Annotated in this window: 11 protein-coding genes and 1 pseudogene; 2 read left to right on the top strand and 10 right to left on the bottom strand. The window is 50.0% G+C overall.

The features are described 5' to 3' along the window. Positions 1-24: 24 nt before the first annotated feature. The 5 genes from H4O27_RS00060 to H4O27_RS00040 all read right to left on the bottom strand — a co-directional run bounded on the left by H4O27_RS00060 (position 25) and on the right by H4O27_RS00040 (position 5397). A complete protein-coding gene (locus tag H4O27_RS00060; protein WP_193004367.1) occupies positions 25-897 on the bottom strand; it encodes a prephenate dehydrogenase in 873 nt (290 codons plus the stop codon). A 113-nt stretch (positions 898-1010) separates the two neighbouring features. Further along, the gene (locus H4O27_RS00055) at positions 1011-1805 is read right to left on the bottom strand and encodes a 3'-5' exonuclease (RefSeq protein ID WP_165010345.1); all 795 of its coding nucleotides are present in this window, start codon (positions 1803-1805) and stop codon (positions 1011-1013) included. A gap of 738 nt (positions 1806-2543) precedes the next feature. Then, entirely contained in the window at positions 2544-3413 is an 870-nt protein-coding gene (locus tag H4O27_RS00050) for a lipid A biosynthesis lauroyl acyltransferase (RefSeq protein WP_165010347.1), read from the bottom strand. A 431-nt stretch (positions 3414-3844) separates the two neighbouring features. Next, on the bottom strand, positions 3845-4387 hold the full coding sequence (gene ruvC, locus H4O27_RS00045; RefSeq protein ID WP_165010349.1) for a crossover junction endodeoxyribonuclease RuvC: 543 nt from the start codon (positions 4385-4387) through the stop codon (positions 3845-3847). Between the two features lie 203 nt (positions 4388-4590). Beyond that, positions 4591-5397, bottom strand: coding sequence for a carbon-nitrogen hydrolase family protein (locus H4O27_RS00040; protein WP_165010351.1), 807 nt, complete (start codon positions 5395-5397; stop codon positions 4591-4593). Between the two features lie 102 nt (positions 5398-5499). Here H4O27_RS00040 and H4O27_RS00035 point away from each other — a divergent pair, with 102 nt between their 5' ends. Beyond that, entirely contained in the window at positions 5500-5841 is a 342-nt protein-coding gene (locus H4O27_RS00035) for a porin family protein (RefSeq protein WP_165010353.1), read from the top strand. A 162-nt stretch (positions 5842-6003) separates the two neighbouring features. Here H4O27_RS00035 and rfaQ read toward each other — a convergent pair whose 3' ends face one another. After that, positions 6004-7083, bottom strand: coding sequence for a putative lipopolysaccharide heptosyltransferase III (gene rfaQ / locus H4O27_RS00030; protein WP_165010355.1), 1080 nt, complete (start codon positions 7081-7083; stop codon positions 6004-6006). A gap of 137 nt (positions 7084-7220) precedes the next feature. Between rfaQ and msrAB the strand changes: the two are divergent. Further along, positions 7221-8180 (top strand): annotated as a pseudogene (msrAB, locus tag H4O27_RS00025) (bifunctional peptide-methionine (S)-S-oxide reductase MsrA/peptide-methionine (R)-S-oxide reductase MsrB); the annotation flags it as partial. Positions 8181-8555: 375 nt separating this feature from the next. On the opposite strand, the gene H4O27_RS00020 reads toward msrAB, so the two are convergent. From H4O27_RS00020 to dnaA, 4 genes are all read right to left on the bottom strand, one after another. Next, on the bottom strand, positions 8556-10064 hold the full coding sequence (locus H4O27_RS00020; RefSeq protein ID WP_165010359.1) for a catalase: 1509 nt from the start codon (positions 10062-10064) through the stop codon (positions 8556-8558). A 562-nt stretch (positions 10065-10626) separates the two neighbouring features. Further along, positions 10627-13020: a DNA topoisomerase (ATP-hydrolyzing) subunit B gene (gene gyrB / locus H4O27_RS00015; RefSeq protein ID WP_165010361.1), complete on the bottom strand. Its 2394-nt coding sequence runs from the start codon at positions 13018-13020 to the stop codon at positions 10627-10629. Positions 13021-13282: 262 nt separating this feature from the next. Continuing rightward, complete coding sequence (gene dnaN, locus H4O27_RS00010; RefSeq protein WP_165010363.1) at positions 13283-14386, bottom strand: DNA polymerase III subunit beta; 1104 nt, start codon at positions 14384-14386, stop codon at positions 13283-13285. A 183-nt stretch (positions 14387-14569) separates the two neighbouring features. Then, positions 14570-16126, bottom strand: coding sequence for a chromosomal replication initiator protein DnaA (gene dnaA, locus H4O27_RS00005; RefSeq protein ID WP_165010365.1), 1557 nt, complete (start codon positions 16124-16126; stop codon positions 14570-14572). Positions 16127-16312: the final 186 nt, after the last annotated feature.

The raw sequence follows: 16312 nt of genomic DNA, 5'->3' as shown, positions 1-16312 counted from the left end.
AGACGGCCTTGTTATTTCTTACAACTACTGCCCTTTCAACCACTCATCGCGTGTGTTTTTGGCTTCCTCAAAATAAGTGTACAGCGCCGCTTTGTTCCCGGCTGCCAACAGATGCTCCAACGTATCCAATTGCCGACGGATACCGCCGATTAAATCCTGCAGGCTGTTTTTATTGGCTAAACAAATGTCCGTCCAAATCGCCGGATGGCTGGACGCGATGCGGGTAAAATCACGGAAGCCGGAGGCGGCAAAGCTCAGGTAAGCTCGCCCGTCGGGATGATCGAAAATTTCGTGTACAAAAGCAAAAGCCAACAAATGCGGCATATGCGACACGGCGGCAAAAATGGCATCGTGTTCAGCCGCGCTTAAACGAAACGTTTTCGCCCCCACTGCCTGCCACAGCGATTCAAGCCGCTCAAGGCCGTCTGAATGCTCGTCGCCGTGCGGCGTAATAATCAGCTTTTTATCTTGATAAAGACCGAATTGCGCCGCCAACGCGCCGTGACGGTCGGAACCGGCAATCGGGTGCGCGGCAATACAGCGCGGCAAATGCTCGGGCAGATAAGTGCGGAAGGCTTCGACGGCGATTTGCTTGGTGCTGCCTACATCCGATACCAGCGCATCCGCCCGCAAAAACCGTTTGACGGCCTGACAAATTGCCGGCAGGGTCGATACCGGCGTGGCAATCAACACCAAATCCGCCCCGCCAACGCTCTCGGCATTGATTTCGGTAAACGCGGCATCTATCACGCGCCGCTCCAGCGCGCGGTCAAGGTTTTCACGGTTTAAATCGATGCCTACTACGGTTTCCACCATTCCCAAGCGTTTCAAATCCAACACAAACGAGCCGCCTATCAGCCCGACGCCGATAAGGGTGATTTGTTTGAGGGGGGGGATGGCAGACATGACGGACGGTAACGTGAACAAAAAAACGAGTTTACCTGATTAAGCGTTGATAGTAAAAGGCCGCCTGAAACATGATTAAGTTTCAGACGGCCTGTTGCCAACATTCATCGCCATTGACCGACAAATTCCTGCCAATGCAGTTTATCCTCGGCTTGTTCTTTAAGATAGTTTTTCAAACGTTTCACTTCGACTTCATATTCGTCGCTGTCCAAGGCACCGCTCATCAGGCGGAAGCGAAGATACATCAAATAGGTATTGGCGGCATCGGTTTCGCAATAATCGCGGATGTCTTTCAGACGGCCTTGATAATACGCTTCCCACACTTTGCTGCCGTCCATGCCCAATTTACCGGGGAAACCGCACAGCTTGGCCATGTCGTCCAGCGGCACGTTGGCACGCGGTTGATACAGCGCGAGCAAATCCATCAAATCGCAATGGCGGTTGTGGTAGCGGCTGATGTAGTTGTTCCATTTGAAATCGCGGCTGTCGCCGAAATCGCCCTCGCCCATGTCCCAATAACGTGCGGCGGCTATGCCGTGTATCATGGCGCGATAATGCAATACCGGCAGATCGAAACCGCCGCCGTTCCAGCTCACCAGCTGCGGCGTGTGGTTTTCAATCAACTCGAAAAACTTGGCAATCACCGTTTCTTCTCTGTCATCGATTTCGCCGATGGTACCGACATGGATCTTCTCGCTGCCCCAACGCATACAGCACGAAATCGCCACCACTTGATGCAGATGATGCTGCATAAAATCGCTGCCGTTTTGCGCGCGTCGTTTTTGCCGGGCAAACAACACCACTTCGTCATCCGTCACGCTTTGCGGCAAATCGTAAAGCAGACGGATGCCGTTGACATCGGGAATGGTTTCAATATCAAAAGCGAGTATCGGGGTCATGGCATGTTCCTCGAGTCAGGATACGGACATTGTGACACGAAGCCGCGGATAAAAAAAGAGGCAACCCCCCACAGGATTGCCTCAATACCTCAAATCAGAGATTTACGCTTCACAAACAATACAGGCTCTCGCCTGCGGCTTTATTAATGCAGCTCAACTCTGCATTAATAAACAGTCGTTTCATCGGCAGAAACCGCACCGGCAAAACGCCCGTTAAGGGAACGGGGCGATATTCAGACTTGCTGGCTGAACATCTTGTAACTCAATGTAGCGAAATGTACGCGTTTTTAATGTGCTTGCCAAGTCTTTTTTTGAAAAATTCCCTTTCCCTTCTAAAAATAGTATATTTCCCTAAGAACCAAAGAATCTTAAAATAATTTCTAAAATTTGATTTTAGAAAAATAAAATACCGATTTTTCTAAAAATTTAAAATTTAAAATCTTATCTAAAAAAAATAATATATTTAAATTTAAACTAATTTTTTATAACTTATTGTTTTTAAAAAATATTAAATTTAATATATTAATTAAATATTCGGCTTATATGAAACTTAAATGACACAGATGATTTTACCGTCATTATCCAAATTTTCAGGCTGCTTGATTTCCTTTGGAATAAGGCATACCGCGCTTTTCTTACATACGGCCTTGTATGAATAAATATCAACCCTGCTCGATTAAACAGAAACAAAAAAGGTTCGGCAGCCACCAAACCTTGATTTTTTGTAACTGTATGTAATCAATAAAACCCTGCTTCGCCTTCCGGACGGGTTTTAAACCGCTTGTGCAACCAAAAATACTGCTCGGGAATTTCACGCGCACGCGCTTCAATGAAGTCGTTCATGCGTTGGGTGTCGGCGGCCACATCCTCGCCGGGAAAATGTTCCCACGGCTCGTAAAAACGCAATGTCACGGTATTATCGGCCTCTCGAAACGGTACCGCCGGAATCACTTTGGCTTTGGCCATACCGGCAATGCGGCCCAACCCGGTAATGGTGGCAGTGGGAACACCAAAGAAATCGACAAAAATCGAGTCATTGCGGCCGAAATCCTGATCGGGCAGATACAGAAACGGCGCATCGCTTTTGCGCAAATGCTTGATAATCGCGCGAAGGCCTTCCGTACGGCCAATCAGAAACACATTATCGTAGCGGTGGCGGCCTTTTAAAATCTGCTCGTCTACCGCTTTGTTTTTCTGATGCGAATACATGCTGGTCAGCGGCACATCTTGATTGAGCGTGTACACCGCCATTTCAAACGCGGTAAAGTGCGGATAAAGCAAAATCACTTTTTCGCCCGCAGCCAAAGCATCATCAAGATAATGTTTGTTCTCATAGCGCACCAAGCTGCGCAACCGTTCGGCAGGGGCGTACCAATACAGGCCGTATTCAAACATCAGTTTGGCCATGTGTTGGAAATGGCGTTTCAATACCGCTTCACGCTTTTCATCGTTCCACTCGGGAAAACATTTTTTCAGGTTCACCAGCCCGACTTTACGGCGCGGTTTCACGGCGTAATACGCCAGCCAACCCACCGCATCGGCGATTTTGTGGATCAGCTTGAAAGGCAAAAGCTGCACCAGATACAAAATAAAAAAAGCAAATTTCATTATTCGGACGGCCTGTATGTTAAGTGTGGTTATTATAACAGCAAAGACCGTCTGAAATTTTGCTGCTTTCAGACGGCCTGATTTTTTAGTGAATAGTAATTTTTCAGAGAATCCGGCCTTACCCACCGACAGCCGACGGCTGTTATAGCGGATTCACTATAATTTATTGATATTAATAATTATTGTTTTAATTCATCAATTTATCAAAGCCTTAATTTGCGATTTCCAGACGCTTTCAAACCGTTTGAGTAGCGGTAAAGCACTCGCTGCCCACGCAATCTTCCGGTTTAAGATTACCGCTGGTTTTAAACGGTATCCGGCGGGCATAAATGCCCACCCTACCCGTCGGGCGCGCCGCCTGTATGACTTTTTCACTTCGCCGACCGTATGTTTCACTCGCCCGTATGCTTATCCAATCTTTTCGGACGGCCTCAACCATGAAACCGCCCGCCCTTAATCTGCAAGCCATTGCGGTTGATTTGATTGGCCAAACCATGATTGCGCAGCGCATGGGTGAGCGCCACGGCCAACCCGTCCGCTGCATCGGCTTGCGGCGTACCCGACAACCCCAGCATCTGCACCACCATATGCTGCACCTGTTCTTTCGCCGCCTTGCCCTGCCCGACCACCGCCTGCTTGACCTGCAACGCGGTGTATTCATACACCGGCAAACCACGCAACACCATGGTTGCAATCGCTGCACCACGCGCCTGCCCCAGCATCAGCGTTGCCGCCGGATTAACGTTGACGAATACCTGTTCGATGGCGGTTTGGTTGGGTTGGTACACATCAATGATTTCGTTGATGTGTTCGCAAATCACGCCGATGCGGCCGGCCAGTTCGTCACCGGGAATGGTTTTGATGCAGCCGGAAGCAACGTAGCTGTGTTCGCGGCCATATACGTCAATCACGCCGAAACCGGTTATGCGGCTGCCGGGGTCAATGCCTAAAATGCGGATGGGTTTCTTATTCATTTCATCAAAGCTTGGGAAAATGGGCTGAGACCTTTGCAAAACCTCGGATTTGAGCACAGTTTGAAGCCATAGCAGCACAGAAAGCGCAGGCATATCATGAAGATAGACAAGCTTTCAAGCAGCGTATAACGAAGAAATGTGCCAAAGATGGGGATTTTGAAAAGGTCTCAGACTGTCTGAATCGGTTTCAGACGGCCTTATATTTAAAGCAAACGGTGCTGCAAGGCCGGTAAACGCGTGCGCACGCTGTTCAGACGGCTCGCGTCCAAATCCGCCGCCACCACGCCTTCGCCTTCCGGCAATACCGCCAGCACTTCCCCCCACGGGTCGATAATCATGCTGTGGCCGAAGGTGCGCCGTCCGCTTTCGTGTTTACCACCCTGCGCCGATGCCACGACGTAACATTGGTTTTCCACCGCCCGCGTGCGCAACAGCAATTCCCAATGCGCTTCGCCGGTGGTGTAGGTAAAGGCCGCCGGCAGCAGCAATACGTCAAACGGTGCCTGCATGCGGAAAAATTCAGGGAAACGCAAATCGTAGCATACGCCGGCCGCCACGTTCAGCCCGTCCGCCTGCCAATCGGGCACTTCCTTGCCCGCGGTGATGGTGTCGGCTTCGGCATAGCGTTCGCCCAAACCGGAAAAGCCGAACAAGTGCATTTTGTGGTAATGCATCAAAAGCCGGCCACCGCGGTCATAAGCCAGCATGGTGTTCATCACTTTACCGTCTTCACCGCTGGTTAACGGTATGGTACCGCCGAACAAAATCACCCGGTTTTCACGCGCCGCATCGCTTAAGGCCGTCTGAAATTTGCCTTCGCCCAAGGTTTCGGCGCAGGCGATTTTATCGGTATCCTGCCGACCCATAATCGGCCAGTATTCCGGCAGCAATACCCAATCGGCGCCCTTTTCGGCGGCTTCTTTGACCAAGCGGCGCATGGTTTGGATGTTGGTATCGGGATCTGTGGCGGAAATCATCTGCACAGCGGCAGCGCGGATTGTGCGAACCATATCGTTTCCTTTCAGACGGCCTTTACCTGAACCGTCATTCTTTTACAGCCAAGTCGGTTATACTTGATTCCATCTTATTTTCTTTTGATGCGAAAGGCAATCATGAAATCCGCCGCCTTTGTCTTAACTGCCCTGCTCCTGCCCGTGTTGGCGTGTGCCGAAGTAAAAATCTACGGCCAACTCAAAAGCGGCGTGGAAAGCTCGCGCACCAAAATCAACGGCAAATCCGTTTCCCATACCCAAATTGCCGACCAAGGCAGCCTTATCGGCTTGCGCGGCTCGTATCCGATTGGCAGCAACGGCAACCAAATGACGTGGCAATGGCAACAAGACACACCGACCGCTTCCGATAAATACAACGGCAACAACGGCTCATTACGCCAAGAATGGCGCGAACGCAAACAGCGTGGCGAATCATATATCGGTTTCGGGAAAGAGCGCTGAAATCGAACAGGCCGTCTGAAACCAGTTTTTCAGACGGCCTGTTGATATATAGTCGTTTCAAATAGAAATAAGACAAGGCGACAGCGACCGCCGTGTACATCTAGTACATAAGGAAGCTGGCAACGCTGTATTATTTTTATTTGAAACGACTATAAAACACTGCTAACGCGGCAAGCCCAGCTTCGCTGCAATTTTTTCCCATACCGCTTCTAAAGGAATTGCGCCAAGCAAACGCGTTTTATCATCGGTATTGATACTGTCCGGATGCGGCAATTCGCCGAAATCACCCGCCCAAACTACTTCAGCCTGTTCCGAATACGGCCGCCAACGGCCAACCCATGTCGGGCCGAACAGAGCGACTTGCGGTTTATCCAAGGCCGCCGCAATGTGCATGGGAACCGAATCGACGCCGAAGAACAGTTGCGCGCCGTCAATCGCGGCGGCAAGTTCGCGCAGGTTGAGTTTGCCGCCCATGTCCCACACCCTCACGCCGGCCGGAATGTTCAGACGGCCTAAAATCTCATCCAGCATATTGCGCTCGGCTTCATTGGGCGCGGCGGTAAGCACCACATGGCAGCCGTGGTTGAGCAAAAGCTGTACCACCGCCGCATTTTTACCGTCTTCCCAACATTTAAACAACCAGCGCGAGCCGGGATGCACCAACACATAATTCTCGCCGCGCCAGCCTTGTTCACGCAATTTGTTTTCCCAACTGCGGCGTACTTCGTCACTGACGGTCAGCAGTACTTTCGCTTCGCCGCAATCTTCACGCACCAACAACGGCGGCAACACCGCCAAATGCCGCTCGATAACATGATGGTTTACGTCCAAATCAGGGTTGATAAAATCATGACAAAAACGCCATGCCGCATTATCGCGTTTTCCATAAGCCAAGGCCACACTGCATTCGGCGCAGAATTTGGCAATAAACGCCGTGCGCCATTGGTCGGACAAATTAAATGCCCAATCGTAACAGCGCGCTTTAAGCCGCTTGAATAAATCGGTTTCATGCTTAAGTTGCGCCGTCACCCCTTGCTTTTTCCACGCGCGATCCACACTGAAAATATGTGTAATCTCGGGATTGTCTCGGATAATGTCGGCTGTTTCCTGATACACCAGCATATCGACTTCGCAATCGGGAAAACGCTGTTTGATGGCGGCCACTACCGGCGTGGTCAGCAACACGTCGCCATGATGGCGCAATTTGATGATTAAAATTCTTTTGGGATCAGCGATGGACATAATAAGCTTTCATGAGCTTTCAGACGGCCTGATGAGTTCGGCATAAATTTAAGAATAATTCGCAATTGTAAAACGAATAGAAATTTTAGGGAATGCCCATATGTAAGTAATTCAATTTTAAACAGAGAATGACAATGACACACACCATTTATCTGGCCGGAGGCTGCTTTTGGGGCGTCGAAGCCTATTTCCGCCGCATCCACGGTGTCTTGGAAGCCGTATCGGGCTATGCCAACGGCCGTACCGACAACCCTTCTTACGAAGACGTTTGCCACCGCAACACCGGCCATGCCGAAGTGGTGAAAGTCGTGTTTGACGACGAAAAAATCAGCTTGGACAATGTGTTGCAATACTATTTCCGCATCATCGACCCGACCTTGCTCAACCGCCAGGGTAACGATGTCGGCGAGCAATACCGCACCGGCATTTATTATACCAAGCCGGACGATGAAGCAGTCATCCGCGCCGCCTTGGCCGCCGAGCAGCAAAAACACACCGCGCCGATTGTGGTGGAATGCGGGCCTTTGCAGCATTTCTATCCTGCCGAAGACTACCATCAAGATTACTTGGGCAAAAATCCTAACGGTTATTGCCACATCGACATCCGTTTGGCGCACAAACCCTTATCCGCCGCTCATGCCACCCCGCGCGTATTCGGCAGGCCGTCTGAAACCGAAATCCGGGCAAAATTGAGCGGGGAAGAATATTACGTCACCCAACAAAGCGGCACCGAACGCCCGTTTTCCCACGCTTACGACCATTTGTTCGATCCGGGCATTTATGTCGACATTGTCAGCGGCGAACCTTTGTTCAGCTCCGCCGACAAATTCGATTCCGGCTGCGGCTGGCCGAGCTTTGCCAAACCGATCGCACGCGAACACATCACCGCGCTGGAAGACTTGAGTCATGACATGCGCCGAATCGAAGTGCGCAGCAAAGCAGCCGATTCGCATTTGGGCCACGTTTTCCCCGACGGCCCGCAAGCACTCGGCGGTCTGCGCTTTTGTATCAACGGCGCCAGCCTGCGTTTTATTCCGTTGGACAAAATGGATGAAGAAGGTTACGGCGAATGGAAATATTTGGTCGAGGCCGTCTGAAACCTTTTTTCATATTTAATTTTTTCATATTTAAAGCCAGGCCGGGACTTTTACAAAACCCCGGATTTGAGTGCAGTTCCAAGCCAGAGCAGCACGGAAAGCGAAGAGATATATAAAGACAGGCAAACTTTCGGGCGCATAACGCCAAAGATGGAGATTTTGCGAAGGTCTCAAGCCGTCTGAACATTCAGACGGCCTTTACTCATATCAAGCCTTAATCCTGATTCGGGTGAATCAATATAGTGGATTCACTTTAAAAATAGGACAAGGCGGCGAGCCGAAGACAGTATCGGTAATACGGCTGGGCGAGCCAACGCCGTACTATTTTAAAGTGGATTCACTATGCATCAATCCGCTCGTTAATCTCCAACCACATTACAGCAAACCCGGTTGGCCCAGCGCAGGATCGGTCTCGCGGGCGGCTTGTGCATCGGCAACGGTCATGCCCAAGGCTTTGGCAACGCCTTCGCCGTAAGCAGGGTCACACATGAAGCAGTTGCGGATGTGGCGGTGTTTGATGAAATCTGCCGCATCACCCATGGCCGCAGCGGTGTTGTCAAACAAAGCTTGTTTTTGCATATCGTTCATCAGGTTGAACAACGCGCGCGGTTGGCTGAAGTAATCCGCATCATCTTCACGGAAATTCCAGTAATCAGCATCACCGTTGATTTTCAAAGGCGGCTCGGAAAATTCAGGCTGCTCCTGCCACAGGCCGTAGCTGTTTGGCTCGTAGTTTTTCAAGCTGCCATAGTTGCCGTCAACGCGGTTCAAACCGTCGCGGGCATTGCTGTGTACCGGACAACGCGGCGCATTGACCGGAATTTGATTGCGGTTTACACCCAAGCGGTAACGCCCGGCATCGGCATAGTTAAACAAACGCGCTTGCAGCATTTTATCCGGCGATGCGCTGATGCCCGGCACCAGATTGCTCGGCGCAAAAGCAGCTTGTTCGACATCGGCAAAGTAGTTTTCCGGATTTTTGTTTAATTCAAACTCACCCACTTCAATCAGCGGATAATCACCTTTCGGCCATACTTTGGTCAAATCAAACGGATGGTAAGGCACTTTTTCGGCATCGGCTTCCGGCATGATTTGCACGTACATTTTCCATTTCGGAAACTCGCCGCGCTCAATCGCTTCATACAGGTCGCGTTGGTTGCTTTCACGGTCTTTCGCAATCACCGCTTCGGCTTGGGCATCGGTCAGATTTTCAATGCCTTGCTGAGTGCAAAAGTGGAATTTCACCCAGAAACGTTCGCCTTCTTTGTTCCAGAAGCTATAAGTGTGCGAACCGAAACCGTGCATGTGGCGGTAAGAACGTGGAATACCGCGATCCGACATCACGATGGTTATTTGATGGAAGGCTTCCGGCAGCAATGTCCACCAGTCCCAATTATTGTTCGGGCTGCGCAGATTGGTGCGCGGGTCGCGTTTTACCACCTTATTCAAATCCGGAAATTTACGCGGGTCGCGTACAAAGAACACCGGCGTGTTGTTACCGACCATGTCCCAGTTGCCTTCGTCAGTGTAAAACTTCAAGGCAAAACCACGAATATCGCGCTCAGCATCGGCCGCACCGCGCTCACCGGCCACGGTAGAAAAGCGAGCAAACATTTCGGTTTTTTTGCCGACTTCGCTAAAAATCGATGCACGGGTATAGCGAGTGATGTCGTTAGTAACGGTAAAAGTACCGAATGCACCGCTGCCCTTCGCGTGCATACGACGCTCAGGAATCACTTCGCGCACAAAATCACCCAATTTTTCATTGAGCCACAAATCTTGCGACAGTAAAGGACCGCGCGGACCGGCGGTCAGGCTGTTTTGGTTATCGGCAACCGGCGCACCGTTGCTCATGGTCAAGTGGTTTACAGGGCATTTATTCATGGTGTTGCTCCTTGGTATTAGTTAAATGGAAATCTTTAAAGCAGGCTTAGTTTAAGCTGCTTCGATGATTTTTATTATCATGGTCGGAGATGACTGCCGCCAGATGCTGTTTGTTTGCTATGACGAAACAGACTATACATGAAGATTTTAGCTATTAAAACTATGGAATCGATTATAGTTTACTATTTTAAATCTAAATCTTAATCTTAGTATCTTTAAACTATTAACATTCTGCCGAAACAGCCATCTGTCCTGATTTATGCAGTTTGACATAAAGCGCGGCCAACAGTGGAATTTTTACGAAAAATTAAATCAAATGAAGAAGATAACCAGCCAAATAAACTATTTATTCTATTTTAAATACAATCATTTAATCTCGTTCTGATTATCATGCCCCACACTATTAACGGATTCAGGCGGCCTATCAACCGCCAAAAAATTAACGTAATAATTATAGTGAATCCACTATACATTTTGACTGGTTTGATTCGATGTCATCAATATCATACAAAAAGGCCGTCTGAAACACAGTTTCAGACGGCCTTTGAATACATTCATTTAATTAAGCGTCAATATTTTGCGCAATCAGGGCATTGTTTTCGATAAACGCGCGACGCGGTTCGACTTCATCTCCCATCAAGGTCACGAACACTTCATCCGCCGCAATGGCATCTTCAATGCGCACTTTCAGCAAACGGCGCACGTTCGGATCCATGGTGGTTTCCCACAATTGCTCGGGATTCATCTCGCCCAAGCCTTTGTATCGCTGAATGCTCATGCCTTTTTGTGCGGCGCTCATCAAGATATTCAAGGCTTCCTCGAAGCCGGCAACCGGCTGCTCGTTATCGCCTTTCACCAAAACCGCTTCTTTACCAATCAAACCATCCAACATTTCAGCGGTTTGCACGATGGTTTGATACGGCTTGCTGCTCAAAAATTTCGGCTCGATGTAGCTGATGGCAACGTTGCCGTGTAATTGGCGGGTAATCTTGATGAAATGGCTGCCTTCTTGATGACCTTCGATGCGCTGTAGTGCGATTTCCTGATCTTTGAGCAGGCCGCTTAGCTCGGCAATGCCTTTGTCGGTGCTTTCTGCCGTCGATAAATCCACTGGTTTGGCATGAAGCATGGCATTCAATACCAAGCTGTCAATCACACGGCTTTCTTGTTCAATCACGGCTTTAGCCAACAAGAATTGCTTGGCGATTTGCGCTAATTCTTCACCTTCTATGGTATGGCCGTCTGAAACCAATTTGGCTTTATCGACTGCCAAGCCCAGCAACCATTGATCTTTTTCAAATTCATCTTTCAAATAACGCTCTTGCTTGCCGTATTTGGCTTTGTACAAAGGCGGCTGGGCGATATAAATATAACCTCGTTCCACCAATTCAGGCATTTGGCGGTAGAAGAAGGTCAACAACAGCGTGCGGATGTGCGCGCCGTCCACGTCGGCATCGGTCATGATGATGATGCGGTGATAGCGCAGTTTTTCCGGATTGAATTCTTCCTTGCCGATACCGGCACCCAAAGCGGTAATCAGCGTCGCCACTTCTTGACTGGCCAGCATTTTTTCAAAACGTGCCTTTTCCACGTTGAGAATTTTACCCTTCAGCGGCAAAATCGCTTGGAATTTGCGATCGCGGCCTTGTTTGGCGGAACCGCCCGCCGAATCGCCCTCGACCAGATACAGTTCTGACAAAGCCGGGTCTTTTTCCTGACAGTCGGCCAATTTACCCGGCAAGCCCAAACCGTCCATCACGCCTTTGCGGCGGGTGATTTCGCGGGCTTTGCGGGCGGCTTCGCGCGCGCGCGCGGCATCAACGATTTTGCCGGTGATGATTTTGGCTTCGTTCGGGTTTTCTTCCAAGAATTCGGTCAAGGCTTGGTTGATGACTTCGTTCACCACCGGACCGATTTCGCTCGACACCAGTTTGTCTTTGGTTTGCGATGAGAATTTCGGGTCGGGTAATTTTACCGACAACACGCAGGTCAAGCCTTCGCGCATGTCGTCGCCGGCGGTTTCGACTTTGGCTTTTTTCGCCACTTCGTTGGCTTCAATGTAGGCATTCAAAGTGCGCGTCATCACGCCGCGCAAGGCCGCCAAATGGGTGCCGCCGTCGCGTTGCGGGATATTGTTGGTGAAACATTGCACCGATTCTTGGTAGCTGTCGTTCCACTGCATGGCGCATTCCACGCTCATGCCGTCTTTTTCACCGGCGGCATAGAAGATTTTTTCGTGCAACGGTGTTTTTTTGCGGTTCATGTATTGCACGAAACCGGCCACGCCGCCGCTCAGAGCGAAGCTCTCGTGTTTGCCGTCGCGCTCGTCGGTCAATTCAATGTCGACGCCGTTATTCAGGAACGACAATTCGCGGATACGTTTGGCCAAAATATCGAAGCTGTATTCGACATTGCCGAAGGTCTCTTCGCTGGCACGGAAGCGCACGGTGGTGCCTTTTTTATCCGACCCGCCCAATTCGGCCAACGGTTTCTCCGCAGCGCCGTTTACGAATTTTACAAAATGCTCTTTACCGTCACGGTAAATCGTCAATGCCACCCAATCGGACAAGGCATTCACCACCGACACGCCCACGCCATGCAGGCCGCCGGAAATTTTGTAACTGTTGTTGTCAAACTTACCGCCCGCGTGCAATACGGTCATGATGACTTCGGCGGCCGAGCGGCCTTCTTTCGGGTGTATGCCGGTCGGCATGCCGCGGCCGTTGTCGGAAACGCTGACGGAATTGTCGGCGTGGATAGTGACGGTGATTTTGTCGCAATGACCGGCCAAGGCTTCGTCGATCGCATTGTCGAGCACTTCAAATACCATGTGATGCAGGCCGCTGCCGTCCTGCGTATCGCCGATGTACATACCCGGGCGTTTGCGCACCGCTTCCAAGCCTTCTAAGACTTGAATACTGTCTGCGCCGTATTCTTCGTGTTTTTGGTCGGTCATAATCTTTATCTTTTTGAAACTAAATAGAAAAACAGGCCGTCTGAATGCTTTTTCAAACGCGTGCCGGAGTGGAGGAAAACGATGTCGGCCAAACCTGCAACGCAACGGCAAATAACATGTCATTATACCTGATTTTGTTGGATATTTCAGCCTTTACGTATGCAAATCTTTCATGAAAAATGCCGTCTGAAAACAGTTTCAGACGGCATAATCATTGCGGCAAGGCCGGCGCTTTTCAGACGGCCTTGCCGATATATTTTCGTCAAATGCGCATCGGCATCACAATGTATTTGAAGTCCGGATTATTCGGCATGGTAAACAAGGTCGAATGGTTGGCATCGCCGAAAGCAAGCTGCATATCGTCTGAATGGATGTTGCGCAATACGTCCATCAAATAGCCGATGTTGAAGCCCACTTCCAATTCGCCGCCTTGATAAGCGATTTCCAGTTCCTCACGCGCTTCTTCCTGCTCGTTGTTGGAACACACCACGCTCAGCAGGCCCGGTTGTAAAAATAAACGTGCGCCACGGAATTTTTCATTGGCCAAAATCGAAGCACGCTCCAGCGCGCCCAGCAATTCGGTGCGCGATACCAAAAAGATTTTATCGTTGTCCAACGGAATCACGCGGTTGAAATCGGGGAATTTGCCGTCGATGACCTTGCTCACAATTACGGTATCGTTGCAGCGGAAACGTACTTGGTTATTCAACAGTTCCACGCTGACGGCCTCACCCGGATGGTTCAGCAGCTTAAACAATTCCAATACGGTTTTGCGCGGCAGAATCACTTCGGCTTTCGGCAATTCTGCTTCAATGGCGGTGGCGGAATACGCCAAACGGTGGCCGTCGGTCGCCACCAAACGCAATTGATTGCCCTCCACCTGCATCAGCAAGCCGTTGAGGTAATAGCGGATGTCTTGCACCGCCATGCTGTATTGCACTTGCGACAACATGTTTTTAAAGGTGTCCTGCGTCAGCGCAAAAGCCGCGCTCACGTCCTCTCCCACGCTCATCAACGGAAAGTCCTCCGCAGGCAGGGTTTGCAGCGCGAAACGCGATTTACCCGCTTTCAAGGTCAGACGGTTATCCGCCCAATCCAGCGACACGATGGCGCTATCCGGCAGCGCGCGCAGAATGTCTTGGAATTTTTTGGCGTTGGTGGTGATGCGGAAATCCCCCGCTTGGCTTTCCGGGCCGTGGGTGTTGATTTGGATTTCCAAGTCGGTCGCCAAGATATTGGTTTGACCGTTGCTGCTTTCGATTAACACGTTAGACAGAATCGGCAAGGTATGGCGGCGTTCCACAATACCGGTAACGGCTTGCAGCGGCTTGAGAATGCTGTCGCGGTCGGCTTGCAAAATTAACATGGGAAAGTCCTTTGGATTTTGTTTGGTTTTGTCGGTTTTCGGTTTCAGACGGCCTGATACAGTGGCTTCACTTTAAAACAGGACAAGGCGGCGAGCAGAAGACAGTATAAATAATACGGCCAGGCGAACCAACGCCGTACTATTTTAAAGTGGATTTACTATATTTATCAGGCCGTCTGAACATCAGTTCTGAATCATAATCAGTAGTTTTTCATAATCCTGCGCCAATTCGGGATCCTCTTCGCGCAGTTTTGCGACCGCCTTCACGCCGTGCATCACAGTGGTATGGTCGCGACCGCCGAAAACATCGCCGATGGACGGCAGGCTTAAATTGGTGAGTTCTTTAGTCAAACTCATCGCCACTTGGCGCGGGCGGGCAATATTGCGCGTGCGTTTTTTGCCCAGGATATCACTGATTTTAATGCGGTAATATTTGGCAGTGGCATCGATAATCAAATCGGCGGTAATTACTTTATGACGCACGGCGATGATGTCTTGCAGCGCATCTCGTGCCAAATCGATGTCAATCGGCTTATTCATAAAGCGGCTGCTGGCGCTGACACGGTTGAACGCGCCTTCCAATTCACGCACATTCGAGCGAATCAGGTTGGCAATGAAAAACGCCGCTTCTTCGGTCAGGTTTACGCCTGCGGATTCGGCTTTTTTCTGCAAAATCGCCACGCGCATTTCCAATTCGGGCGGCTCGAGTTCCAGTGTCAACCCCCATGAGAAGCGTGACTTCAGGCGGTCGTCCATATCTTCGATTTTGGCCGGCAATACATCACAAGTTAAGATTAACTGTTTCTTTTCATTATGGAAATGGTTATACAGATAGAAGAACTCTTCCATCGTGCGGTCTTTGCCTTTGATGAACTGAATATCGTCGATAATCAGCAAATCGTATTGTTTGTATTGCTGTTTGAACACATCATAACCATTGGAACGCACGGCGCTCATAAAGCTGCGGATGTAATCATCGGAATGCATATAACGCACTTTGGCATCGGGCTTGTTTTTCAGCAATTCGTTACCAATAGCCTGCACCAAGTGGGTTTTACCCAAGCCTGTGCTTCCGTATAGGAAAAACGGGTTATAACTTTGTCCCGGATTTTCTGCAATTGACTGCGCTGCGGCAGCGGCAATGCGGTTGCCCTTACCTTCGACCAAGGTGTCAAACGTGTAATCCGACGATAAATTGGTCGCCTGATAACGCGCTTCTTCTGCCTCACGCTGCACTTCCTGCTTGATTTTACCGGGCGCGGGTTTGTCTTCTGCCGCTTCCGGTGCGGCTTTGCTTTCCGGTAGGGTTTTCAAACGTTCGGCCAAAATATCGGCAGCGGATTTTTTCGGTATCGGCTTGGCCGTGTGTTCAGACGGCATAGCCAAATCGGTTTGCGCGGTTTCAGCAATCGTTGCTTGCGAAGGCGCTTCTGCCGCCTGTACTTCCTGATTCTCTGCCGCAGGCGCATCCTGTTGTGCCGCCATGTCATAGCTTTGCCCTGCACCGACTTTAAACACCAGCGCCCCCTGCTGTGGCGCCAATTGCGCACAAACGGCATCAATCTTAGCGGCAAACCGGTTTTTCAACATATTGACGGCAAACTGATTTTTGCCATACACCACCCACACGCCGCCTTCCTCGCCCACGGTCAACGGTGCAATCCATTGCTGGAATTGTTGCGCGGGTAAGGTCAGGTTCAGACTCAAAAGGCACTGCGGCCAAAATTCAGCTAAGGTCATGGAATGGCTCAAATCGTAAAACGTTTGGGAAAACAAAGGCAGGAAAACAGCAAAGGCCGTCTGAAAATAAAAGAAACAGCTTGATGACACACTGTTTTTCAGACGGCCTGAAATCTATGTAAGCATATACAGATTCAGCGATTATACTGAATTTTATCCACAACCGCATCAATTTTTTATCCACAA

This window comes from Neisseria yangbaofengii, assembly GCF_014898075.1.
In the GTDB taxonomy this organism is placed as follows: Bacteria; Pseudomonadota; Gammaproteobacteria; order Burkholderiales; family Neisseriaceae; genus Neisseria; species Neisseria yangbaofengii.
Note: the sequence above shows the minus strand (reverse complement) of the source record. Positions and strands in the feature narration are given on the sequence as shown.

Bases quoted from the DNA above. Each gene is read 5' to 3' on its own strand.
- H4O27_RS00020 (WP_165010359.1), bottom strand. From the start codon at position 10,064: ATGAATAAATGCCCTGTAAACCACTTGACCATGAGCAACGGTGCGCCG.
- H4O27_RS00050 (WP_165010347.1), bottom strand. From the start codon at position 3,413: ATGAAATTTGCTTTTTTTATTTTGTATCTGGTGCAGCTTTTGCCTTTC.
- ruvC (WP_165010349.1), bottom strand. From the start codon at position 4,387: ATGAATAAGAAACCCATCCGCATTTTAGGCATTGACCCCGGCAGCCGC.
- H4O27_RS00035 (WP_165010353.1), top strand. From the start codon at position 5,500: ATGAAATCCGCCGCCTTTGTCTTAACTGCCCTGCTCCTGCCCGTGTTG.
- dnaN (WP_165010363.1), bottom strand. From the start codon at position 14,386: ATGTTAATTTTGCAAGCCGACCGCGACAGCATTCTCAAGCCGCTGCAA.
- H4O27_RS00055 (WP_165010345.1), bottom strand. From the start codon at position 1,805: ATGACCCCGATACTCGCTTTTGATATTGAAACCATTCCCGATGTCAAC.
- gyrB (WP_165010361.1), bottom strand. From the start codon at position 13,020: ATGACCGACCAAAAACACGAAGAATACGGCGCAGACAGTATTCAAGTC.
- rfaQ (WP_165010355.1), bottom strand. From the start codon at position 7,083: ATGTCCATCGCTGATCCCAAAAGAATTTTAATCATCAAATTGCGCCAT.
- dnaA (WP_165010365.1), bottom strand. From the start codon at position 16,126: ATGACCTTAGCTGAATTTTGGCCGCAGTGCCTTTTGAGTCTGAACCTG.
- H4O27_RS00040 (WP_165010351.1), bottom strand. From the start codon at position 5,397: ATGGTTCGCACAATCCGCGCTGCCGCTGTGCAGATGATTTCCGCCACA.